Origin of the sequence: Aeromonas sp. S11(2024), assembly GCF_041402345.1 — a bacterium.
Lineage (GTDB): Bacteria > Pseudomonadota > Gammaproteobacteria > Enterobacterales > Aeromonadaceae > Aeromonas > Aeromonas veronii.
Genome location: NZ_JBGLRC010000029.1, coordinates 13519 through 35267, shown reverse-complemented (window position 1 = coordinate 35267; position 21749 = coordinate 13519). Strand labels below are relative to the sequence as shown.

The following is a 21749-nucleotide window of genomic DNA, read 5'->3' as shown; positions in this document are numbered from 1 at the left end:
TCTATCTGTTACACTTCGCGCCCGCCATTTTCCGGCTCACTCTCTGACTTGATGTCAGGCGCAGCCGTCGGTGGTTACAACCTCCGTCTCGCTCATGCCGAGCTAACCAAGCCAAACACAGCCCAGCTGGAACACAGGAACCCATTATGAGATTTGAATCGTTCGATTTTGCCCCCGAGATTTTGCGTGCTGTCTCAGATTGCGGTTATCAGGAGATGACCCCTGTGCAGCAACAGGCGATCCCGGCCATCCGCCGTGGCCGCGATGTGCTGGCCAGCGCCCAGACCGGTACCGGCAAGACCGCCGCCTTCGCCCTGCCCATTTTGCAACGTCTGGTAGACAATCCGGCGCCGGTCCAGCCTTCCAACGCCCGTGTGCTGATCCTGACCCCGACCCGCGAGCTGGCGGCTCAGGTGGCGAGCAACATCAATGACTTCGCCAAGTATCTCGATATCACCACCATCACCATCGTCGGCGGTGGCAAGCAGGACGTGCAGGCCAAGAAGCTCAAAGCGGGCGCTCACATCATTGTGGCCACCCCGGGCCGTCTGCTGGAGCACCTCACCGCCTGCAACCTCAGCCTCTCTGGCGTCGAGTGTCTGGTGATGGATGAAGCGGATCGCATCCTCGACATGGGCTTCAGTGCCGATGTGCAGAAGATCCTGCAAGCGGTCAACAAGACCCGTCAAAACCTGCTCTTCTCCGCCACCTTCTCCGATGCGGTGAAGAAGCTGGCCAACCTGATGCTGGACAGACCGCAGATCGTCAGCGTCAACAAGCAGAACTCCACCGCCGACACCGTCAGCCACACCGTCTATCCGGTCGAGCAGAAGCGCAAGCGCGAGCTGCTCTCAGAGCTGATTGGCAAGCAGAACTGGCAGCAGGTGCTGGTGTTCGCCAGTACCCGCGAGAGCTGTGATGTGCTGGTCGAGGAGCTGAACCTCGACGGCATCAAGTCCGCAGTTGTCCATGGCGAGAAGGCCCAGGGCAACCGTCGCCGCGCCCTGCGCGAATTCATGGAAGGCAAAGTACGGGTACTGGTCGCCACCGAAGTGGCCGCCCGTGGTCTGGACATTCCGGATCTGGAATACGTGGTCAACTACGATCTGCCGTTCCTGGCGGAAGATTACGTGCACCGCATCGGCCGTACCGGTCGTGCCGGCAAGCGCGGCATGGCCATCTCCTTCGTCAGCCGTGAAGAGGAGCGTACCCTGCTGGAGATCGAGGCCCTGATCGGCCAGAAGATCCGCCGCATCATGGTGCCGGGCTATGAGGTGAGCAGCCGTGACGAGCTGATCAAACAGCTGCAAGAGCGTCGTCGCTTTGGCAAGCGCCCGCAGCGTGAAGATAACGCCGTGGCCCAGGTGATGGCCGAAGCCAAGCTGCAGGGTCAGCGCCTCAAGCGTCTGGCTGCAGCCAAGAAGCCCCGTCAGCCGAAATAAGGCGGGCAGTTGCTCTATTGAACCGCAAAGGCGCCACTGGCGCCTTTGCCATCTCTGTCATCGGTGTTGGCCCCTGGTGGTCAACTCAAGGATTGCTTATGACCTCTCCTACCTACAATCAGGCCCTGCTCGAGATGGCCACTCAAAGCCTGGCCGAACTGGCCCGCACCGCCGAGCAAAAGGCGGGCAAGCGCACTCCGGCGCAAGAGAGCCACTTTCTCTGCACCTGGATGGCCGACTCCCTCAAGGAGAAGCGCTTCTCCCGTCTGGTGATGGAAGATTTGAAAGCTTGGGTGCAGCTTGGCCGCACCCTGGGCGCGGGTGCCGATCTCAAGGGATTGCTTGCGCGCATCGCCTTCCAGTACCAGTGCGCCATGACCAACCCGCAACAACTGGGGGCCAAGCTGGCTGCGCTGCTGGAGGAGCTCTCAGCGGCAGGCTGGCTGGTGCTGACCGAGAGCGAGGTGAATGCCAAGCTGCGCCTGCAATCTGGCGGTCAGGCGAGTCTGGTGGTAAGCCACAGCGAATATGCAGGCCATATCGAGGACGGTGAGCTTGTAAAACCCCTCACCCTCTATGTGCGCGGTGACGAGAAGGTGCTGGCCGAGGCGGCCTTCAAGCACGGCCTGCTGCTGAGCCAGGGCAACAAGAAAACCGCCCTGGTCAAACATCACAAGGCCTACCGGCTGATGCCGGACAACGCCCAACCGGCGCTGGCACTGCTGAGCGAGGCTCGCCAAGGCGCCTGATCCCGCCTGTTTTCAACAATAAAAACGGCAGACCCTTGTGCAGGATCTGCCGTTTTTTATTGTTCGATGTTTGATGATGAGGTTGGGTAGTCGTTTAGCGGATCTTGATGCCAATCTGGCCCGCGTCACACCACTCGAACATCACCTCTTCGCTCTTGCCGCAGCAACTGCCACCACAGACGCGACTCTCGCGCTTGATGACCCGCCCCTTGCGCATCCAGACGCCGAGCATGGCCTCCACCGCATCTTCCGAGGTGTGGAAGTGGCGAGCCAGATCACGCCGGCTCACCTTCTGCTGCGCGGCGAGGTAATCCCCCAGCTCGCGCAGGATCATAAGGTCACCACCTTGCGGGCGACTATGTCACCGTGACGGCGACCGGCCCACCAGAGCAACACCAGAGAGAGGCCATAGCTGACGATCCAGAACAGGCTCTGCTCCGGATGAGCGGCAAAGGTGGCCACCTGATAGAAGAGGGTGGCGCACATAAAGGCCATGTAGTTGCACCATACCGCCGTCATCAGCGCCCACTGACGACCGGTTTCCCGCACCAGCGCGCCCATGGCTGCCGCGCAAGGCATGTAGAGCAGCACGAACAAGAGGTAGGCAAAGGCACCGGCCGCCCCGTCGAAGTGAGTCTGCATGTTGCCGTAGGTGGAGACATCGACCTCCTGCGCCTCGGCGGCAGCTTTCTGGTCGTCAAGGTTGCCAACATCAAGCCCCATGGGGTCGCTCGGGTTGATCTCCGCCAGATTGGCCGCCACGGCATCGATCGCCTCGTGGAAACTGGCCACCAGCGAGAACTCGCTCTCCTCCTCTGCATCGCCACCACCGGCGTAGAGGCTGTTGAGGGTTCCGACCACCGCCTCTTTGGCGAAGATACCGGTGACGATACCGACCGTGGCCTGCCAGTTGTCATCGCGTACACCTATGGGGTGCAGCACCGGGGTCACCGCCTGGCTTATCTTGCTCAGGACCGAGCTCTCCTGCTCCTGATGGCCAAAGCTGCCATCGGTACCGAGCGAGTTAAGCACGCTCAGCACGGCAACCACCAGCACGATGGTTTTACCGGCGCCAAAGACGAAGGATTTGAGCTTCTGCCAGGTCTTGATGGCAACGTTGATCGGCCGCGGCCACTCGTAATCCGGCATCTCCATCAGCATGGAGTCACTCTTGCCCGGCAGCAGGGTGCTGCGCAGCAACAGGCCGGTGAGCACCGCCACCAGAATGCCGATGAGGTAGAGACCGAACACCAGGTTCTGGCCAGACTCGGGGAAGAATGCCACCGCAAACAGGGCGTAAACCGGCAGACGGGCACCGCACGACATGAAGGGGGCCATGGCGGAGGTCATCAGCCGCTCCCGCTCGGAGTTGAGGGTACGGGTCGCCATCACCGAGGGGACGGTACAGCCAAAGCCCATCAGCATCGGCACGAACGCCTTGCCCGGCAGGCCGAGGCGGCGCATCAGGGCATCCACCACGAAGGCGGCACGGGCCAGATAGCCGGAGCTCTCCAGCACCGCGAGGAAGAGATAGAGGCAGCCAATCACCGGAATAAAGGTGGCCACGGTCTGCAAGCCGACACCAAAGCCATCAGCCAGAATGGCGCCCAGCCACTCGGGGGCATTGACCAGCCCCAGCAGGTGGTGCACCCCATCGACAAACAGGGCGCCGCCCATGATGTCAAAGAAGTCGATAAAGGCGCTGCCAACGTTGATGGCAAACAGGAACATCAGGTACATGACAAACAGGAAGAAGGGGATGCCAATCCAGCGATTGAGCAGCACCCGATCCAGCCACTCGCTCTGGGCCTCGGTGAGCTTGCCCTTCTGCTGACGCGCCTGTTGTACCCACTGGTGGATATGGCCGTAGCGAATATCCGCCAGTTGCAGGTCGATATCCTGTCCCTGATGGGCGCGAGCCACTACATTGGCTGCGGCCGCCTGCTGACCGGGCAGCAGGGTCTCCTGCATCACCGCATCCTCTTCCAGCAGGCGCAGGGCGCGGCCACGGGTAGTGAGGTGATGCGGGGCGAGCAGGGTCTCCAGCTCCGCCAGATCGTTTTCAAGCTCGTGGCCATAATCGAGCTGCAAGGCGGCTTGCGGCTGACCGATAAACTGGCGGATCTGCTGCTTGAAGGCGGCAACCTGCTTGCTGTTGTGGGCAGAGAGGGCCACCACCGGGCAACCGAGAGATTTGCCGAGCTTGCTCTCGTCGATGACGATGCGGCGCTTTTGCAGGATATCCAGCTTGTTGAGCACAACCACCATGGGCAGGCCCAGTTCGCGCAGTTGCAGCGTGAGATAGAGGGAGCGCTCCAGATTGGCGGCGTCGATGACGTTGAGCAGCAGGTCGGGTTGTTGGCCCTGGGCAAAGCGGCTGGCGATCTGCTCGTCCAGACTGCCATCCTGACTGGCCAGGCTATAGATGCCGGGCAGATCCATCAGCTTGAAGTGATGCTCACCCGCGCTGAACTCACCCATCTTCTTGTCGACGGTGACGCCACTCCAGTTACCTACCTGCTGGCGGGCGCCGGTCAGGGCGTTGAACAGGGAGGTCTTGCCGCTATTGGGGTTACCTACCGTTACCAGAGAATAATTCATACCAGCTCTACCTCTATTTTCTTCTGAACCCGCCGCGCGTGTGGCAAGCCGCTTTGCAGGTTCGACTTCTTGTATCTGAACCGCTCCCGGTGACTTTCTTGACCGGAGCGGTAGCCGAACAGGGGGTTATACCGGCTCGACTTCTATTTGCTGGGCCAGACTCTTTTGCATGGAGAGACAGATCCCCTGGCACTGGATCTGGAGCGGGTCCCCCAGGGGGGCGGAGCGCAGATAGATGACTTCAGTCTGGGGCAACAGGCCCATCACCATCAGTTTGCGGCGCAGCGGCCGGGCGAGCTGATTCATATTCTTGATGCGAGCACTCTGTCCCGGTGACAACTGCGTGAGTACCATGACTGACTCCTGAAGTTAAACAATAATAATTCGCTTTTACTTGGGGCATTATAAGCTGTGTCTTCAACTTTTATTTGAGTAAAATCAAACTCCGCTTAGCTAACCCATAAAGTATTGCCATGAGTCACGACAACAACAGCCGCCTCGTTTACAGCACAGATGGCGGCATGATCAAGGAGCAGAGCGCTCCCCAATCCGCCTCTCCCTTCCCCACCGACGGCACCGTGCGCATTCGCCGCGAGACCAAGGGGCGCAAGGGTGCCGGGGTGATCACCATTCATGGCGTACCCGCCGATCAGCAAAAATCCCTGGCCACCCTGCTCAAGAAAAAGTGCGGCACCGGAGGCGGTATCAAGGAGGGAGTGATCGAGATCCAGGGGGATAAACGGGACCTGATCAAAACCGAGCTGGAGAAAGCCGGTTTCAGCGTCAAGCTGGTGGGTGGCTGATCCCCTTGTCACTCATGCGGTTTTTCCCTAGAATGCCCGCTCCCATCGAGGGGGAGTAGTCTCGCACGCCGGAGCCATCCATTGCATGAATACCGGTTTGCGACCCTGATCAACATACTTGGTGCCAAATCACCATGGTCAGGGTGATCCATGCCAGCCATGGATTTGACAAGACCTTTGACGGGCCAGTGCCAATACCGGGGACGGATGGCGCAGGCTTGTCTTTGGTTTATAACAATTCCGTCCCCCGGTCATTTTTATGGAAGCCTTGTTAACCTCAACCCTCAGCGTCGCTATTGCCGAAATCGGCGATAAAACCCAGCTGTTGGCGTTGCTGCTCATCTGCCGTTTTCGCAAGCCCTGGCCCATCATCGCCGGCATGCTGGCGGCTACCCTGCTCAACCATGCGGGCGCTGCCTGGATTGGTGAGTTCATCAGCCGCTGGCTCGATCCCAAGATAATGACCTGGCTGGTCGCCATCGCCTTTATCGCCATGGCTATCTGGATTTTGGTGCCGGACAAGATGGATGACGAGGAGAGCTCGCTGGATAAATACGGCCCCTTTATGGCCACCTTCGTGCTCTTCTTTATTGCCGAGATCGGCGACAAGACCCAGATCGCCACCGTGCTGCTGGCCGCCAAATATGACTCGCTGGTACAGGTCATTACCGGCACTACCCTCGGCATGATGCTGGCCAACGTGCCTGTGGTGCTGATCGGCAAGCTGGGGGCAGACAAGCTGCCGCTCAAGGGGATCCGCATCGCCTGCGCCATCCTCTTCGTCGGCCTCGGGGTGAGCACCCTGATCTTTGCCTGATCGCCTTTTCCGCTGCTCAAGCCCTCCCCTGTGGAGGGCTTTTTTGTTTGCTGCTGTGTCTAGTGCGCAACCCGCTGTCGCAACCACCAGCCGCAGAGCCAAGGGGCAGTGCACGGTTGCGGGTGCCTCATGCCATAATGGGGCAAACCTCGTGGAGTCCCCCCATGCACAACGTATCAAGAGAGACGCTTCTCGAATGGGTCAAACAGGGACGGCTGGCGCCAGAGAAGCTGGCGGACGCCCTGACCCTCGCCGATCTTCCCCCCCATCCGGCGCGCTGGCAGTGGCTGTTTGACCGGCTGCTGCTCTGGCTCGGCGCCCTCTGTATCGGGGCTGGCCTTATTTTCTTCGTCGCCTTCAACTGGCAAGAGCTGGGCCGGGTCTCCCGCCTCGCGCTACTGGAGGCACCGCTGCTCGCCATGCTGCTTCTGCTGTGGCGCAAACCGCTGGGGGATAATCCCCGTCAGGCGCTGCTGCTCGCTATCGCCCTCAATATCGGCGCCCTGCTGGCGCTGGTGGGTCAGACCTACCAGACCGGCGCCGATCCCTGGCAGCTGTTCGCCACCTGGGCGCTGATGCTGGTGCCACTGGCGGTATTTGGCCAAAGCCCCCTGCTCTGGACCTTAAGCTGGCTGCTCGGTCAGCTGGCGCTGGTGCTCTACTGGCGGCTCGGTTTGTTCACGTTCTTCTTTACCTTCGATGAAGAGGGATTGGGCTGGTGCCTGACCCTCCTCAACGCCGCCCTCTGGGGTCTGCTTCTGCTGGCACCGACCCGCTGGCGCCTGATGCCAAGCTGGCTGGCGGGCCTGGCTGCCGGTCTGGGGGCCACCCTGCTCACCCTGCTGGCGCTGTTTGATGCCGCCTCCCCGCTGGTGTGGCCGCTCTGGCTTGGCTGGCTCGCTGCGGCCTATGCCCTTTGGCATCACAGATTTATCGCCGGACTCGCCATGGGTTGCCTCAGTCTGATTGCCGTCATCCTCGCGGCGCTGGGCAAGTGGATGGAGCCCGACATCAACGGCTTCTTGCTGCTGAGCCTGATCGCCATCGGCCTTTCTGTCACCGCCGCCCGCTGGCTGCAACAACAACGGAGGTCTCATGAGTGACCTGACCCTTTGGCAAACGCTGCAACAGGCCAATCTGGTGGAAGGGGAGATGCCCCGTGATACCCAACCCCACTGGTCGAGCCGCTTTCTGCTCGGGCTGGTGGGCTGGATTGCCGCCCTGTTCCTGCTCTTTTTCCTGTTTCTCAGCTTCGAGCAGCTGACCCGCGAGGCCAACAGCGCCCTGCTGCTGGGGGCCGTGCTGCTTGCGGGGGCCTACGCCCTCAATCGCAGCCAAAGCGGCGATCTCTGGGATCAGTTCGTACTGGCCCTCACCCTGGCGGCCGATGCCTGGCTGCTCTATGGCCTGCTCGATCAGCTGGATCTCCATCACGCCCAGCTCTGGTTCGGTCTGTGCCTGCTCTCCCTTGCCATCGCCGTGCTGTTCGATCACTGGCTGGTGCGGCTGTTTCACAGCGTGGCGGCGGCCCTGCTGCTCACCCTTGGCCTCGCTTGCCTCGGGCTGCAACTGCTGGCGCTGCCGCTGGTGATGGCGGCCATCACCTTCTGCTGGCTGCGGGCAGATAGGGATCCAGAGCGCCACCAGCTCTACCACTCCATCACGCTGGGGCTGGCCCTCTCGCTGCTGGTGCTGGGCCGCCTGCACCACCCGCTCTGGGATGGCGGCAGCAGCGTGCTGGACGAGCTGGGGCTGTCCCGCCTGCCGCTCTGGCTCAATCCCCTGATCTGCGCCGCCCTGCTGCTGGCGGTGATGGTGAAGCTCAAGCTCCCCCTGCTGTTTGGCCTGCCGCTGGTGTTGATCAGCGCCATCATTCCCGGCATGGGGGCAGGCGCACTGGTGCTGATCCTCGGGTTTTATGCTGGCAGTCTGGGGCTGATGACCCTCTCGGCCCTGCTGCTGCTCGGTTATGGCTCGCTCTATTACTACGATCTGGGGCTCACCCTGATGACCAAATCCTGGCTGCTGCTGGGCTCCGGCATCCTGCTGCTGGGTGCCCGCCAGCTACTCACCACCTTTGCGGCAAGGAGCGACTCATGAAACCCGTCACCCGACAACTCGCCCTGTTGCTAAGCGGCCTCGCCATCCTGGCAGGCATCAATGCCACCGTCTGGCGCTATGAGCACGCCATGAGCAGCGGCGAAGTGGTGCTGCTGCGGCTCGCTCCGGTCGATCCCCGCTCCCTGATGCAGGGGGATTACATGCGGCTCAACTATGAAATTGCCCGCGAGCTGACCAGCCGCGACGCTCGTACTACTCAAAACAAGGGCAGCGATACCCTGGTGATCCGGCTCGATGCCCATCAGGTGGCCACTCTGGTGGCCGATGGCAAACCGGATCGGCTCGCCAGCGATGAGCGGCGATTGCAGGTTCACCAGAGCGAGCGGCAGTGGCAGATCGGCCCCGATGCCTACTTCTTTGAAGAGGGCACGGGAGAGCAGTACGAAGCGGCCCGCTACGGCGAGTTCCGGTTGCAAGCGGATGGCAAGACCCTGCTGGTGGGGCTGCGGGATGAGGCCTACCAGCCCATCGGGCAGATCCGCACCCGCTGGTAACGGCCGTGAGTGGCTAATTACTCTGTTCATGGTCACACTCAAGGGAAGGTTGATCGCTAAGGATGTTCCCAATGAGGATATGGCTGATCTGTCATCTGTTGCTGCTCTGCTGGGCCTCGACGGCCCGGGCTGATCTGGGCAAGCTCGAGTACCTCACCGAAGAGTACCCCCCCTACAACTTCAGCGATCCGCAAGGCCAGCCCACCGGCCTTGCGGTCGATCTGCTGCAGATGATCTGGCAACACAGCGGCGTGACACCCCAGCCGGTGCGCATCCTGCCCTGGGCACGGGGTTATTACTTGCTAACCCAGAAGCCCAACGTGGTGCTCTTCTCCACCGCCCGCACCCAGGCGCGGGAGGATCTCTTCAAGTGGGTCTGCCCCATCGGCTACTCGGAGTACATACTGCTGGGCCGCAAAGCGCAGAACATCACCCTGACCGCCTTCGATCAGATGAGCCAATACAAGATCAGCGCGGTGCGCTCGGATGCCGCCGAGCAGCTGCTGCTCAACAACGGCATGGATGACAACAACATCATCCCGGCCAACCGCCTGTCGCAAGGGTTGAAGATGCTGCTCTCCGGCCGCGCCGACCTGCTCGCCACCAGCAAGCTGGCGGGATATGACGCCATTCGCGAACTGAAGCTGAGCAGCGACGACTTCAATGTGGCCATGGTGCTGAGCGCCGAGCAGCTCTGCTACGCCTTCAGCCGTCAGGTGCCCGACAGCGAGATCACCCTCTTTCAGCAGGGCCTGACCCGCGCCCTCGCCTCGGAAGAGTTTCGCAAATTGCAGGCCAAATACCTGCCGGTGCGCTGAGCACTCACTCACCCGATGGGCAGCGGTTCGCTGCCCATTTTATTGATGAAAGATGCAATAGAGGTGGCTAGCTATTCCCGCCGCAAGCAGTCAAACTGGGCTACATAGTTGATTGCGAAGGATCTTTCCCGTGCGGACATGGCACCTACCTCATCTGCTACTGCTCTTGTGGGCCACCTTCGCGCAAGCCGATCCGGGCAAGCTCGAGTATCTGAGCGAAATCTCTCCCCCATTTAATTTCAGCGACCAGCAAGGGATGCCGACCGGATTGTCGGTGGAGCTGATGCAGCTTATCTGGAAAGCGCGCGGCGTGTCGCCCCAGCCAATCCGGATTCTGCCGTGGGCCCGGGGCTACAACCTGCTGCAACAAAAACCCAATGTGGTGCTGTTTGCCACCGCCCGCACCCCGCAGCGGGAAGCACTCTTCAAGTAGGCCTGCCCCATCGATCACTCGGAGTTTGTGCTGCTGGGGCGCAAGGCGGACAACATCACCCTCGGCTCGGAGGCCGAGATCAGCCGCTACAAGGTCGGCGTGGTGCGCTCTACCGTCTCCAAACAGCTGCTGCTCGAACGCAGTATCGATGAACGCCAGCTGATGCTGGCCAACCGCCTCACCCAGGCGGCCAAAATGCTCACCTCAGGTCGCGCCGATCTGTTTGCGACCAACAAGCTCGCGGGCTATCAAACCCTGCAGCAGCTCGGCTTCAAGCCGGATGACTTTCATGTCGCCTTCGTGCTGGATGCCAGACCGCTCTGCTACGCCTTCAGCCGTCAGGTGCCCGACAGCGAGGTCGCCCTCTTTCAGCAGGCGCTGACCCAGGTCGTCGCCTCGGCGGATTTCTCGGCCCTGCAAGCCAAATACCTGCCGCTGCGCTAACGCCCAGATCGCCGCCGACATAGGGCGCGGGATGGCGGCCGCCCCTCGCGATTTTTTGCCAAACATGCTCCGTCGCCTTGGCGAAATCGGCCAGCTTGGTCACACTTGAGCAGATATTCCCTTGATCAGGATGGCAAAAATGAAACCATGGATTGGATTGGCCGGGGCGCTGCTGGCCACCCTCGCACAGGCGAGTCCTGAGCTCGGCAAACTGCACTACATCACCGAAGAGTACAAAGCCTACAACTACGCCGATGCCAGCGGCGCCCCCACCGGCCTCGCGGTCGAGCTGCTGCAACTGGTGTGGAAAAAGACCAATACACCGGCGCAGCCCATCACCATCATGCCCTGGGCGCGTGGTTACTACCTGCTGACCCAAAAGCCCAATGCGGTGCTCTTCTCCACCGCCCGCACCCAGGCGCGGGATCCCCTGTTCAAGTGGGCCTGTCCCGTCGGCTATATCGAAGTCGTGCTGGTAGGGTTGGCCGAGCGCAATATCACCATCACCAAGCTCGACGATGCCAAGGCGTTCAATATCGGGGCGGTGCGGGCCGATGTGGGGGAGCAACTGCTGCTCAACAACGGCTTTGACGAGACCAGGCTGATGACTGCCAATCGGCTATCACAAGCGCTCAAGATGCTCACCTCCGGCCGGGTTGATCTGCTGTCAACTCACAAGACCACCATGGAGATGCTGGTCGCAGAGCAAAAGATCGACCCAGCCAGCTTCAAGGAGCAGTGGGTGCTGAGCTCGGAGCAGCTCTGCTTCGCCTTCAGCCATCCGGTGAGCGACGAACTGGTCAAGGAGTTCCAGACCGGCTTGACCCAGGTGCTGGCGAGCAGCGAATACCCGCTGCTGCACAGCAAATACTTCCCTACCCCCGCCCCTAAATAGCGGCGCCGCGTCGAGCGCCAGCAACAAGGGGCCCACCGCGGGCCCCTTCGCTTTTTTCCGTTTGCACGCCCCTCTTTTTACCGTTTGCACTCCTCTCGCGGCGTCACCCCACCGCCCTGCCACTGCCAAGCCCCGACAATCATCAACTAATCACTAATTAATAAAAGTTTGTGCCAGCGCAAAAAATCACTCTTTTCTGATAGTTAGCTCATCAAAACCATAGATAAGACCACTCTGGCTCCGTAATATGGCGACGGGCGTCTGTTGACCCCTTTTCCGAGATCAATGGTCAACGGCGCAATCTGGTAGCGACAGTCAGGGGCGGTAGCGACTTTAGCGTAGGTCGATTAGCGAAGCGTAATCGTCCGCGGTAACCGTCCCCTCTCCCCTTGCGGGAGAGGGCTAGGGTGAGGGGTCGGTAACGTCTTTGCCCTGCAACAAGGTATTGGCACGGCTTCGCCAGTAGGGTCGATTAGCGCAGCGTAATCGTCCGCGGTAACCGTCCCCTCTCCCCTTGCGGGAGAGGGCTAGGGTGAGGGGTCGGTAACGTCTTTGCCCTGCAACAAGGTATTTGGCATGGCTTCGCCATGCAGGACACGAGGACTCCGTCCTCGACGGGGTTTCGCCGCCGCTGCGCGGCTTGGCGAGTGACTTTTCTTTGCGTGGCCAAAGAAAAGTCACCAAAAGAAAGGCCACCCCCACTTGTTCGCCCTCCTGCGTCGGGTTCCCTCGGTTCACCCGTTTGTCCCACGGCACGCGCCGATGGGCCATCCTTGGCCCAGCGGCGCTCGCTCGGCGTCCTGCCTCGCGGCCTGGACAAACGGTCTCACCTCGGCGAACAACAGGGGGCAACTCCCAACCCGCCGCACCGAGGTTGGTTAACAGCATTCGGTGTATTCGAGGCGGTGATCGGGAGAGACGTTATCTCTGATCCGGCCCCTCACCCGCCATATGGCGAGGCCAGATTGCCGCACTGATGAAACAAGAATCATCAACGTGGTTGCATGGGTAAAAAAATCATTATGAGTACAACAGCAATCGGCACAGACTCCTATCAGGAAACAGTTTTATATTGAAGACCCGATAGTGAGTAGCTCACCGTAATAACACCTTATTTCTCGAACTCCCGATTACGCTTCGCTAATCGCACCTACGGCCCTTTTTGGAGAACATTCATGGATTTGAAAAAACTGTTAGAAGAACAGGCTGGATTGTCAGCACAAAACTTAGCTTTTGTACAACCTGTTATGCCAGAGATCACGATGCCTCACTTGCCCGATTCAACACGCAATCCGGCAAAGTGGACCTACACCAGACTGGTTGAGTACATTAAAGATTTCGAGGCTGAACTTGATGATGACCATGAAATTGGAGCAAGACTAGTTTCGTTTGGTCAGGCCATTACTTTTCACATTCAGGATATAGGGTATTACGGCCCAGACATAATCTCTTTCTATGGTACAAATGATCAAGGTGAAAAACTGCAACTAATCCAACATATTTCCCAATTGAGTGTATTGCTTATTGGAATGAAAAAACAAAATGAGGCACCGCGTCGTATCGGCTTCATTTTAGATGAAAAAACTAAAGATGAGTAAGCGTCTAACCCAACGCGCCAGCCGACTGCCAACCTGCTGGCTTCACCCCGTACACTGCCAACGGTTGAGCTAGCGTGTTAAAGGGAAAATCAAGCTTCTGTATTCGACAGCGGGCTAACAAAGGAAGTTAATATGAGTTGTAATGAGCTGTTTTTTTCTAGTAATGATAAAGATTAAACTCTTCACCAAAGAACACAATTATCAGCTGTTGTGTTATCAAAAGGTGTTACTAAAAAAATGAATTGATTGAGTTTCTTAGACCTGAATTAAGTGAAGCCTTTGAGTGTGAAGTTAGGTTTTGGTTACAGGGTTCCTATAAAAGTCATACATTGATTAAACCAGCAGATAAATTTTCTTCCTATGATATCGACATTGGTGTTTATTTGTTTTTTGACGCAGAATCTGAAGGAGTTAATTCTAAGGACGTAAAATCATCTCTAAAAGATGCCTTGTCTTCATACTGTAAAATAAACGATGAGGCGGAACCTCAACAATCAAAAAACGCTTGCGAAGGGCTAAAGTATTCGACATTCCTTACTATTGACACGCCTATTTATTTTGTTGATGGCTCTAACATTAAATTAGCTACGGATGACGGGTGGGTTGAAAGTGACCCAAAGGCTATTCAGGATTGGCTTACGAACTACTATAGCGACAAAGCGGATCGAGCATTAATGAAACGTCTTGTCCGCTATTTCAAAGCTTGGATCAATGTTAAATGGCAAAGTACAGGGTTTAAAAAAATACCCTCTCTAGCTGTAAACATTTTAGTTGCACAGCACATGAAAAAGCATGATAGAGAAGATGACTCTTTTCTTTATACAGCCTTAAGTATATGTGCAGAACTAGAGTCTACATTTATAGTAAATAACCCATTGGGTGGAAGTAACCTCCTGACAATGCCTGAAGACTCAGAGCGTTTTGCTCATCAAAAACTTGATGAATTAAAAGCTATATGCCTTAACTGTATTGATTCAAGTGAATTTGACAAAGGGATTAATTTTTCTAATATTTTTCAGCATTACTTCCCGCAAGTAATTATAAATTCTGAGGGAACAACTGGCTTACCTGCCGTAGTTACGGTGCCTGAAATATCCATCTGCAGATATGATAAAGATGGAAATCATGTTGAAACAACTACGAATGATAATTTAACAGTGAAAAAAGGTGACTCTCTTACCTTTACAATATGTAATCAGGATGCATTTAATATTTATTCAGATGCTCAGTGGACCGTTAGGAATGTTGGAAGTCAAGCAACAGATGCTAATGATATTGGGCATAAGGTTATTGGGCGGATATATGAAAGCCATAAAAGGGATACATCATATACAGGCTCACACACTATGGAGTGCATGATTACTCATAACGGAGTACTAAAAGGCTTTAAGGCTATCCATATCCAAGTAAAGCCTGCCCGCACCTTAATACGGAAAAAAATATTTAAAAGTTGGAGGCGTTAATTATGTGGGATCTTTTTCCATCAAAAGTTAAGTATGGCCTCCCAGCTGCCATTGCCATTGCCATTGCCATTGCCATTGCCATTGCCATTGCCATTGCCATTGCCATTGCCATTGCCATTGCCATTGCCATTGCCATTGCCATTGCCATTGCCATTGCCATTCTAATTTATTTGCTTTTTAATCAATACCTCGAACAACCATTAGTTAGGTCTATTTCTTATACAATTACAGCTATAACAATTTTAGCATGGCTTTTTGGTAAATATCTTTGGAGGTTTGTATACATAGACTTTTTCAAAAACAAATTTTGCCCTGATTTTAATGGCAAGTGGACAGGGACTATTAATTCAAATTTTAATGGTGGCACTACCGTTCAGTTCCCCATTATAATTGAAGCTAATTTCTTTTCAATTAGAATGAAATGCAATACTACAGTAGGTAGGACTTACGCAAATTATTGTAAGGTAATCAGAACTGATGATGATTGTTTTGAACTTGAATATATGTTTAAAGGAATTAATGATACGCCATCTGAAACAGATACTAGCTTCTATGAAGGGGCGGCTAGGCTTAGAGTTATAGATATATCGACTATGGAAATGAAAGGGGTGTTCTGGACCAATAGATGTTGGCAAAATGGAAAAAATACAGCAGGTGTATTAGAACTTAAGAAAGACTCATAACCTTGTACCAATGTCGTTTAACAAACTTCTCAAGAGGGACTGTCAACATGCGGCATTTTTACTATAAGTTGATTTGTGTTATTACAGTGTTATGTGAAAAATTAGTAGTAGTGTTGCCTGCCCCTTAGGCAGGCGTTATATGCCAAAGGAGAAACTTACATGGGACGTAGAAGTTCAATATTAGAAGAACTGTTAAATCAATTATGGGAACTTACTGGCTACTTTTGGCAAGTAGGAGTCACTATTACTCTTCTACTTGCGTATCTCACTTACCGTGCATATAGCTGGATTTCCAGCGTAGAACAAAGTACCTCTGGCAAACCAATTAATGCATTTTTTGAACAATTTTATTGGCTGTATTATTTTATTCCGTTACTTTTCCTATTTTTAACTGTTATGTTCGGTTTAAAAAGTTATGCCTCATATCGTAAGCAAAAAGGCATATAACATAGCATTTAAAACATTGGTCACCGTAAGGATGCCAAGGCTTCGGCAGACCACAAAAAAAAACCGCAGCCCTAGAGCTGCGGTTTTTTTTATTGGGTTAACCAGTTGGCACCAACGGGCCCACCGGCCTTAGGCACGGCGCCAGCTGGTCTTGCCGGCGCTGTCTTCCAGCACGATGCCCATCTCGGTGAGACGGTTGCGGGCGGCATCGGCAGCAGCCCAGTTCTTGTCGGCACGGGCCTGATTGCGCTCGGCGATCAGGCGCTCGATCTCGGCAACCTCTTCGTCCGCTTCGTCACCCTTCAAGAAAGCCTCGGGGTCTTGCTGCAGGATGCCGAGCACGGCGCCCAGCTCGCGTAGACGGGCGCCCAGTGCAGCGGCGACGGCCATGTCTTCGCCCTTCTGGCGGTTGATCTCGCGCACCAGATCGAACAGGGCGGAGTAGGCTTCCGGGGTGTTGAAGTCATCGTCCATCGCGTCCTTGAAGCGAGCTACCTGCTCGTCACCACCGGCAGCGGCAGCCACCGGCAGATCGCGCAGGGCTGTGTACATCCGCTCCAGCGCGGCGCGGGCTTGCTTCAGGTTATCTTCCGAATAGTTGAGCTGGCTGCGGTAGTGGCCAGACATCAGGAAGTAACGGACGGTTTCGGCGTCGTAGTGGGCCAGCACATCGCGGATGGTGAAGAAGTTGCCAAGGGATTTGGACATCTTCTCTTTATCCACCATCACCATGCCGCTGTGCATCCAGGTGTTGACGTAGTCGCCACCGTGGGCGCAGCAGGACTGGGCAATTTCGTTCTCGTGGTGCGGGAACTGCAGATCGGAGCCGCCGCCGTGGATGTCGAAGTGGTTGCCAAGGTGCTTGGAGTTCATGGCGGAGCACTCGATGTGCCAGCCAGGACGGCCCGGGCCCCAGGGGCTTTCCCAGGTCGGCTCGCCCGGCTTGGACATCTTCCACAGCACGAAGTCGAGGGGGTTGCGCTTGGCATCGACCACGTCAACGCGGGCACCGGCTTGCAGTTGCTCCAGATCCTGACCGGAGAGCTTGCCGTAGTCGGCGTAGGATTCGACGATAAACATCACGTCGCCGTTATCCGCCACATAGGCGTGCTCTTTTTCCAGCAGGGATTGCACCAGCTCGATGATCTCTTCGATGTGCTGGGTGGCGCGCGGTTCGATATCCGGGCGCACCATGCCGAGGGCGTCGAAGTCGGCGTGCATGTCGCCAATCAGCCGTTCGGTCAACTCGTCGCAGGTGACGCGGGTTTCAGCAGCACGCTTGATGATCTTGTCATCCACGTCGGTGATGTTGCGCACGTAAGTCAGGTCGTAACCGGCGTAACGCAGGTAGCGAGCCACCACATCAAAGGCGACGAAGGTGCGGCCGTGGCCGATATGACAGTGATCGTAGATGGTGACACCACACACATACATGCCCACCTTGCCCGGGTGGATAGGTTTGAATTCTTCTTTTTGACGAGTGAGTGTGTTGTATATCTTCAGCATCTTCTAACCACTGCCTGTGAGTAAAATGGTTGGTCATAATACCCCGTTCAGGGGCAGAAAACGAGGCAGAAAAGCGGGCCAATCCCGCCTGCCAGCACGGTTACGGCGCCTGAGAGACTATGCCGCCAGCCCCTGATGGGCTAGAATTGCCACCACTTTATGCCATACACCTGCGGGCACTTCGTCGCCCGCATCAAATGAAAGGACATATCATGGTCACTCTGCACACCAATCACGGCGACATCACCCTCACCTTGAATGCTGAAAAAGCCCCGGAAACCGTGGCCAACTTCCTGCAATACTGCCGTGACGGTCACTACGACAACACCATTTTCCACCGCGTCATCGACGGCTTCATGATCCAGGGCGGCGGCTATGCCCCGGGCTTTGAAGAGAAAGACACTCGCGCCCCCATCAAGAACGAAGCGGCCAACGGTCTCTCCAACAAGATCGGCACCATCGCCATGGCTCGCACCATGGAGCCGCACTCTGCCAGCGCCCAGTTCTTCATCAACGTGAACAACAACGACTTCCTCGACTTCAAATCCGCCACCACCCAGGGCTTCGGCTACTGCGTATTCGGTGAAGTGACCGCCGGTATGGACGTGGTCAACAAGATCAAGGGCGTCAAGACCGGTAACTACGGCCGCATCCACCAGGACGTGCCGGTAGAAGACGTGGTGATCACCAAGGTGACCCTTGCTGACTGATCTCTGCCAACTCGGCACTGACAAAACTGCGGCCCCGGCCGCAGTTTTTCCATCTGCCTCCCCCACTGCCAGAGCGAACTGGCGCCGCCTCGACTATCTGGCCCACGGCAACCCGCGCCAGCGTTCGGCCCATGCCCTGCTCACCGCCGGTGTGTGGGATGAGCTGGCCGCACAATGCAGCGATATGGCGCTGGTGAGCACGCTCGCCATCGGGCTGGATCGGCTGGGCAGCGATCTCGATATTCTCTGCCAGCATCCTGATCCGGCGGCGTTTGCCGCTACTTTTGCAGAGCAAGGCTGGCAGGCGAGCGCCAAGGGCGACAATGTCTGGCTGCTGGAGCGCACCTTTTCCTGTCTCGACCAGAGCTGTGCTGTTAACGGTTCTGACAAGAGCGAGGCCAGCTGGCCGCTGGAGCTCTATGTCACCCCTGCCCCCATCGAGACGCTGAATGGCTGGCGCCACCTCACCCTGATGGCGGCCCTGCTAGAGCGCTTTGGCGATGCTTTTTACCGCGAAGTGCTGCGTCTGCGCCTTGAGGAGGGATTGAAAGGGGAAGCGGCCATGTGCCGGTTGCTGGGTCTGGCGGGCGATCCTTACGCCGCGCTGCTGACGCTGGAGGGACGCAATCTGGCCGAGCTGTCATGGCAGGCGCCATCCCGTGACGATATCCATACCTCCTCAACTGGCGCGATGGCGCCCGCAGCGCACGATTCGTCCCCCGTTGTTTCTACTATCTCTGCCACCCCCGTTTGCCCTGTTTCGACCGAGAGCCCGATCCCCACATCATGAGCACCCTCTTTATCAGTGACATTCACCTCTCTGCCCAGCGGCCCGATATGACCGCGGCACTGGTGCGCTTTCTCGAGCACGACGCCCCTGGCGCCGATGCCCTCTATGTGCTGGGGGATCTCTTCGAATTCTGGATTGGCGATGATGACCCCAATCCGCTTCATCAACAGATGGCCGATGCCTTCTTGGCCCTGAGCCAGCAGAACGTGCCCATCTACTTTATCCACGGCAACCGTGACTTTCTGCTGGGCCAGCAGTTCGCCAAGCGCGCTGGGATGACATTGCTGGGGGATCCTTGCGTTATCGAGCTCTATGGGGAGCGGGTCGTGCTGAGCCACGGCGATCTGCTCTGCACCCTGGATGAGGGGTATCAGAAGTTTCGCCGCATCACCCAGCTCAAGTGGCTGCGCTGGCTCTTTTTGCGGCTGCCGCTCGCCCGCCGTCAGGCCATCGCCTGCAAGATGCGCGGCCAAAGCCAGATGGAGAATGCCCACAAGAGCCAGATCATCATGGATGTAACGCCCGCGGCGGTTGACGACACCCTGCGCGCCCACGACTGCCGAATGATGATCCACGGCCACACCCACAGACCCGCCATCCACGACTTCACCCTGGACGGCCAGCCCGCGCGGCGCATCGTGCTGGGAGACTGGTTCGAGCAAGGCTCGGTGCTGGTCTGCCACCCCGGCGAGCAGCGGCTGGAAATGCGGGCGCTGGCAGAGGCTTGATAGCCCGCTAGTCCGGTTGACCACCAAGCGTACCCCCCTCATTACTCCCCATCGTTCGCGCCATCCGGTTCACTGCCCATCAGGCGCGAGCGAATAAGTGGTGATCGCTCACAGATCAGCAAAGCAAACCTGCACTCCTCCTTCAGCCCCCGGGTTGTGTGAACCCCGTCACCTTGCCCCTTGCCAATTGAGAGGATGATGGCGCTCAGGCAGAAGCGTCTTTCTCGCCAGTATTTCAACAAGTTGAGGTTTATATGCCTGACAGCAATGCGGTCGCTCACCCGTTCGATGCCAAGAAGATCAATGTCAACGATCCCTATGAGATGAAACAGTGGATCAAAATGTTCGAGTGCACCGAAGTCCAGCTGAAACGGGCGGTCAAGGCAGTCGGCACCTCAGGCAAGGCAATCCGAAAATACCTCAAGAAGTGAGGGTGCAACCCCGTCACAAACCCGGCCCCGCTTGCGGGGCTTTTCTCTTGCTAACATTTATTTACAACATTTCTTTACGACAACAAGCCCAGCACCTGAGCGGAAAAGGTTTTTAGCAATCACCACCATTTCGGCAAAAACAAAAAAAGGCCACTATTTCTAAATAGCTGTTCCGAATAGTAGATCACAGGAGGAAGGGAACTCAGTCCAGTTTGTGCGATCTCATTAGTCGCCAAACAAAACAAGCCACACCCAAAGGACTGAGTTGATGCCTATCCTACCACCCCTGCCACGACCACAACGGCGCCGCATTCACAAAATCATCCATGCCACCCGTGATAAAGGGCATGCTCGTCGCTTGATGGCCATCTTGCTGTTACATGAAGGACGCACGATCACTGATGTTCATCACCTTACCGGCGCTGCTCGCTCGACCATCGGCCGTTGGCTTCGGTGGTATCGGGATGAAGGTGTGGGGGCGTTAGAAGCCTTACCGGCTGGCCGTGCCCCAGTCTTACCTGTCGCCAAGATTGTCACCTTACTGGTGCTGCTCATGCAGTTTTCTCCGCAAGATTTTGGTTATCAGCGCAGCCGCTGGCGCACCGAACTATTAGCTATTAAAATCAATCGGTTAACAGGACTCAATATGGCAGCCTCCACGCTCCGCCGATGGTTACCTCGTATGGGCATTGTCTGGCGAAGGCCCGTGCCGACCTTGCGGATAAAAGACCCGGCCTATCAGGAGAAAATGGCTAATATCGACGCGGCACTGGCCCGCTGTGATGCCGATAATCCGGTGTTTTATGAGGATGAAGTCGATATAGACCTTAATCCCAAATTAGGGGCCGACTGGATGTTCAGAGCGCAGCAAAAGCGGGTTGTCACACCGGGACAGAACGCCAAACATTACCTGGCAGGCGTTCTCCATGCAGGCAATGGAAGAGTGCTTTACGTCAGTGGGATAAAGAAAAACTCATCCCTGTTTATCGCCATGCTGGAAAAGCTGCGTCGCCACTACCGACGAGCCAAAACCGGCGTTAATAGATGTGACAAAAATCACATTACCCCACATTAAAGCATGGACACATAAGCAATTGATATAGCTTAGTATTTTCTCATTAATTGGTGTAAGACAATTAACTGGCGAATAGTTATAAAAAAATTTTCAAAGACCCTATTGAAAACGTCGCTGCGCTCACAGACAATTCTTTAGCAAAAGAAACATCAGTATCAGATGTTCAATAAAATAATAATCAAAAACATCAATAAACTTTCAGCACAATGGGTAAAAAATGCGTAATACGTTTGTAATGATTTTCTTGGCGCTCTGCGCCATGATACTTGGTGGCTGTTCCTCAGTGCCAACCGTCACCGATGAGGCTGTCGTCAATGAAGCCAAAAGCTTCTCACCTCCTGCCGAGGGCAAGGCTCACGTTTATATCTACCGTCATGGCTGGCTTGCTCGCAATAGCAATATGGATCTTTTTATCGATAAAAAATTCCTAGGTGAATCAGAAAATAAACACTTCTATCTTCTGAAACTTGATGCAGGTAAAAACTATACATTTGAAACTGAAAGTGAATTTTCAAACAATAGCATTTCCCTAAATACCGAGTCAGGCAAAACATATTATATCTACCACTATATTCGTATGGGGCTTCTCTTTAGTCAGTCTGATTTTGAGCTTGTGACAGACCCTGATGATATTGAAAATGCTCAAATTCTGATCAAGAAGTCTGAAATGTCATTACCACATACTTTATAACTTCTCGTAA

General features: G+C 56.1%; 22 protein-coding genes and 2 pseudogenes. 20 read left to right on the top strand and 4 right to left on the bottom strand.

Features of this window, described 5'->3' with window-relative positions:
• The first annotated feature begins 146 nt into the window (after positions 1-146).
• Both ACB040_RS17980 and ACB040_RS17975 read left to right on the top strand, forming a co-directional pair.
• Positions 147-1442 (top strand): DEAD/DEAH box helicase, encoded by a 1296-nt coding sequence (locus ACB040_RS17980; RefSeq protein WP_005337380.1) that lies wholly within the window; start codon positions 147-149, stop codon positions 1440-1442.
• Between the two features lie 98 nt (positions 1443-1540).
• Positions 1541-2191, top strand: coding sequence for a DUF2913 family protein (locus ACB040_RS17975; RefSeq protein WP_265776374.1), 651 nt, complete (start codon positions 1541-1543; stop codon positions 2189-2191).
• A 94-nt stretch (positions 2192-2285) separates the two neighbouring features.
• On the opposite strand, the gene ACB040_RS17970 is transcribed toward ACB040_RS17975, so the two are convergent.
• The 3 genes from ACB040_RS17970 to ACB040_RS17960 all read right to left on the bottom strand — a co-directional run bounded on the left by ACB040_RS17970 (position 2286) and on the right by ACB040_RS17960 (position 5146).
• Positions 2286-2525, bottom strand: coding sequence for a FeoC-like transcriptional regulator (locus ACB040_RS17970; RefSeq protein WP_005350974.1), 240 nt, complete (start codon positions 2523-2525; stop codon positions 2286-2288).
• Positions 2522-4792 carry a Fe(2+) transporter permease subunit FeoB gene (feoB, locus tag ACB040_RS17965; RefSeq protein ID WP_371155851.1) on the bottom strand — a complete coding sequence of 757 codons (2271 nt, stop codon included), beginning with the start codon at positions 4790-4792 and terminating at the stop codon, positions 2522-2524. The genes ACB040_RS17970 and feoB overlap by 4 nt, the downstream gene beginning before the upstream one ends.
• Before the next feature lie 126 nt (positions 4793-4918).
• Positions 4919-5146 (bottom strand): FeoA family protein, encoded by a 228-nt coding sequence (locus ACB040_RS17960; RefSeq protein ID WP_005337384.1) that lies wholly within the window; start codon positions 5144-5146, stop codon positions 4919-4921.
• A 119-nt stretch (positions 5147-5265) separates the two neighbouring features.
• Between ACB040_RS17960 and ACB040_RS17955 the strand changes: the two genes are divergently transcribed.
• From ACB040_RS17955 to ACB040_RS17900, 12 genes and pseudogenes are all read left to right on the top strand, one after another.
• Complete coding sequence (locus ACB040_RS17955) at positions 5266-5595, top strand: translation initiation factor (protein WP_005337385.1); 330 nt, start codon at positions 5266-5268, stop codon at positions 5593-5595.
• A gap of 259 nt (positions 5596-5854) precedes the next feature.
• Positions 5855-6412 (top strand): TMEM165/GDT1 family protein, encoded by a 558-nt coding sequence (locus ACB040_RS17950; RefSeq protein WP_005337386.1) that lies wholly within the window; start codon positions 5855-5857, stop codon positions 6410-6412.
• A gap of 164 nt (positions 6413-6576) precedes the next feature.
• Positions 6577-7515 (top strand): DUF2157 domain-containing protein, encoded by a 939-nt coding sequence (locus ACB040_RS17945; RefSeq protein WP_371155854.1) that lies wholly within the window; start codon positions 6577-6579, stop codon positions 7513-7515.
• Entirely contained in the window at positions 7508-8512 is a 1005-nt protein-coding gene (locus ACB040_RS17940) for a DUF4401 domain-containing protein (RefSeq protein WP_371155856.1), read from the top strand. Before ACB040_RS17945 ends, ACB040_RS17940 begins: the two co-directional genes overlap by 8 nt.
• Positions 8509-9027, top strand: a complete 519-nt coding sequence (locus ACB040_RS17935; protein ID WP_371155858.1) for a GDYXXLXY domain-containing protein — start codon at positions 8509-8511, stop codon at positions 9025-9027. Before ACB040_RS17940 ends, ACB040_RS17935 begins: the two co-directional genes overlap by 4 nt.
• Before the next feature lie 71 nt (positions 9028-9098).
• The gene (locus ACB040_RS17930; protein ID WP_005359739.1) at positions 9099-9845 is read left to right on the top strand and encodes an ABC transporter substrate-binding protein; all 747 of its coding nucleotides are present in this window, start codon (positions 9099-9101) and stop codon (positions 9843-9845) included.
• 130 nt (positions 9846-9975) lie between these two features.
• A pseudogene (locus tag ACB040_RS17925) lies at positions 9976-10722 on the top strand (substrate-binding periplasmic protein).
• 139 nt (positions 10723-10861) lie between these two features.
• The gene (locus ACB040_RS17920) at positions 10862-11617 is read left to right on the top strand and encodes a substrate-binding periplasmic protein (RefSeq protein WP_371155860.1); all 756 of its coding nucleotides are present in this window, start codon (positions 10862-10864) and stop codon (positions 11615-11617) included.
• A 1175-nt stretch (positions 11618-12792) separates the two neighbouring features.
• A complete protein-coding gene (locus tag ACB040_RS17915) occupies positions 12793-13215 on the top strand; it encodes a DUF6173 family protein (protein WP_371155862.1) in 423 nt (140 codons plus the stop codon).
• Positions 13216-13457: 242 nt separating this feature from the next.
• Positions 13458-14678 (top strand): cyclic GMP-AMP synthase DncV-like nucleotidyltransferase, encoded by a 1221-nt coding sequence (locus ACB040_RS17910; RefSeq protein ID WP_371155864.1) that lies wholly within the window; start codon positions 13458-13460, stop codon positions 14676-14678.
• A gap of 2 nt (positions 14679-14680) precedes the next feature.
• Complete coding sequence (locus tag ACB040_RS17905; protein ID WP_371155866.1) at positions 14681-15361, top strand: hypothetical protein; 681 nt, start codon at positions 14681-14683, stop codon at positions 15359-15361.
• A 159-nt stretch (positions 15362-15520) separates the two neighbouring features.
• The gene (locus tag ACB040_RS17900) at positions 15521-15808 is read left to right on the top strand and encodes a hypothetical protein (protein WP_371155868.1); all 288 of its coding nucleotides are present in this window, start codon (positions 15521-15523) and stop codon (positions 15806-15808) included.
• 129 nt (positions 15809-15937) lie between these two features.
• On the opposite strand, the gene cysS is transcribed toward ACB040_RS17900, so the two are convergent.
• A complete protein-coding gene (cysS, locus tag ACB040_RS17895) occupies positions 15938-17314 on the bottom strand; it encodes a cysteine--tRNA ligase (RefSeq protein ID WP_157160526.1) in 1377 nt (458 codons plus the stop codon).
• A gap of 212 nt (positions 17315-17526) precedes the next feature.
• Here cysS and ACB040_RS17890 point away from each other — a divergent pair, with 212 nt between their 5' ends.
• From ACB040_RS17890 to ACB040_RS17865, 6 genes and pseudogenes are all read left to right on the top strand, one after another.
• Entirely contained in the window at positions 17527-18024 is a 498-nt protein-coding gene (locus ACB040_RS17890; RefSeq protein ID WP_005337417.1) for a peptidylprolyl isomerase, read from the top strand.
• Entirely contained in the window at positions 18014-18814 is an 801-nt protein-coding gene (locus tag ACB040_RS17885; RefSeq protein ID WP_371155871.1) for a DUF4269 domain-containing protein, read from the top strand. Before ACB040_RS17890 ends, ACB040_RS17885 begins: the two co-directional genes overlap by 11 nt.
• On the top strand, positions 18811-19542 hold the full coding sequence (gene lpxH, locus ACB040_RS17880; protein ID WP_371155873.1) for a UDP-2,3-diacylglucosamine diphosphatase: 732 nt from the start codon (positions 18811-18813) through the stop codon (positions 19540-19542). Before ACB040_RS17885 ends, lpxH begins: the two co-directional genes overlap by 4 nt.
• Before the next feature lie 254 nt (positions 19543-19796).
• Positions 19797-19973 (top strand): DUF3606 domain-containing protein, encoded by a 177-nt coding sequence (locus tag ACB040_RS17875; protein WP_005337420.1) that lies wholly within the window; start codon positions 19797-19799, stop codon positions 19971-19973.
• Positions 19974-20241: 268 nt separating this feature from the next.
• Positions 20242-21006 (top strand): annotated as a pseudogene (locus ACB040_RS17870) (IS630 family transposase); the annotation flags it as partial.
• Between the two features lie 259 nt (positions 21007-21265).
• Complete coding sequence (locus tag ACB040_RS17865) at positions 21266-21739, top strand: DUF2846 domain-containing protein (protein WP_101531717.1); 474 nt, start codon at positions 21266-21268, stop codon at positions 21737-21739.
• The last annotated feature ends 10 nt before the right edge of the window (positions 21740-21749 follow it).

Bases quoted from the DNA above. Each gene is read 5' to 3' on its own strand.
- ACB040_RS17980 (WP_005337380.1), top strand. From the start codon at position 147: ATGAGATTTGAATCGTTCGATTTTGCCCCCGAGATTTTGCGTGCTGTC.
- ACB040_RS17975 (WP_265776374.1), top strand. From the start codon at position 1,541: ATGACCTCTCCTACCTACAATCAGGCCCTGCTCGAGATGGCCACTCAA.
- ACB040_RS17970 (WP_005350974.1), bottom strand. From the start codon at position 2,525: ATGATCCTGCGCGAGCTGGGGGATTACCTCGCCGCGCAGCAGAAGGTG.
- feoB (WP_371155851.1), bottom strand. From the start codon at position 4,792: ATGAATTATTCTCTGGTAACGGTAGGTAACCCCAATAGCGGCAAGACC.
- ACB040_RS17960 (WP_005337384.1), bottom strand. From the start codon at position 5,146: ATGGTACTCACGCAGTTGTCACCGGGACAGAGTGCTCGCATCAAGAAT.
- ACB040_RS17955 (WP_005337385.1), top strand. From the start codon at position 5,266: ATGAGTCACGACAACAACAGCCGCCTCGTTTACAGCACAGATGGCGGC.
- ACB040_RS17950 (WP_005337386.1), top strand. From the start codon at position 5,855: ATGGAAGCCTTGTTAACCTCAACCCTCAGCGTCGCTATTGCCGAAATC.
- ACB040_RS17945 (WP_371155854.1), top strand. From the start codon at position 6,577: ATGCACAACGTATCAAGAGAGACGCTTCTCGAATGGGTCAAACAGGGA.
- ACB040_RS17940 (WP_371155856.1), top strand. From the start codon at position 7,508: ATGAGTGACCTGACCCTTTGGCAAACGCTGCAACAGGCCAATCTGGTG.
- ACB040_RS17935 (WP_371155858.1), top strand. From the start codon at position 8,509: ATGAAACCCGTCACCCGACAACTCGCCCTGTTGCTAAGCGGCCTCGCC.
- ACB040_RS17930 (WP_005359739.1), top strand. From the start codon at position 9,099: ATGAGGATATGGCTGATCTGTCATCTGTTGCTGCTCTGCTGGGCCTCG.
- ACB040_RS17920 (WP_371155860.1), top strand. From the start codon at position 10,862: ATGAAACCATGGATTGGATTGGCCGGGGCGCTGCTGGCCACCCTCGCA.
- ACB040_RS17915 (WP_371155862.1), top strand. From the start codon at position 12,793: ATGGATTTGAAAAAACTGTTAGAAGAACAGGCTGGATTGTCAGCACAA.
- ACB040_RS17905 (WP_371155866.1), top strand. From the start codon at position 14,681: ATGTGGGATCTTTTTCCATCAAAAGTTAAGTATGGCCTCCCAGCTGCC.
- ACB040_RS17900 (WP_371155868.1), top strand. From the start codon at position 15,521: ATGGGACGTAGAAGTTCAATATTAGAAGAACTGTTAAATCAATTATGG.
- cysS (WP_157160526.1), bottom strand. From the start codon at position 17,314: ATGCTGAAGATATACAACACACTCACTCGTCAAAAAGAAGAATTCAAA.
- ACB040_RS17890 (WP_005337417.1), top strand. From the start codon at position 17,527: ATGGTCACTCTGCACACCAATCACGGCGACATCACCCTCACCTTGAAT.
- lpxH (WP_371155873.1), top strand. From the start codon at position 18,811: ATGAGCACCCTCTTTATCAGTGACATTCACCTCTCTGCCCAGCGGCCC.
- ACB040_RS17875 (WP_005337420.1), top strand. From the start codon at position 19,797: ATGCCTGACAGCAATGCGGTCGCTCACCCGTTCGATGCCAAGAAGATC.
- ACB040_RS17865 (WP_101531717.1), top strand. From the start codon at position 21,266: ATGCGTAATACGTTTGTAATGATTTTCTTGGCGCTCTGCGCCATGATA.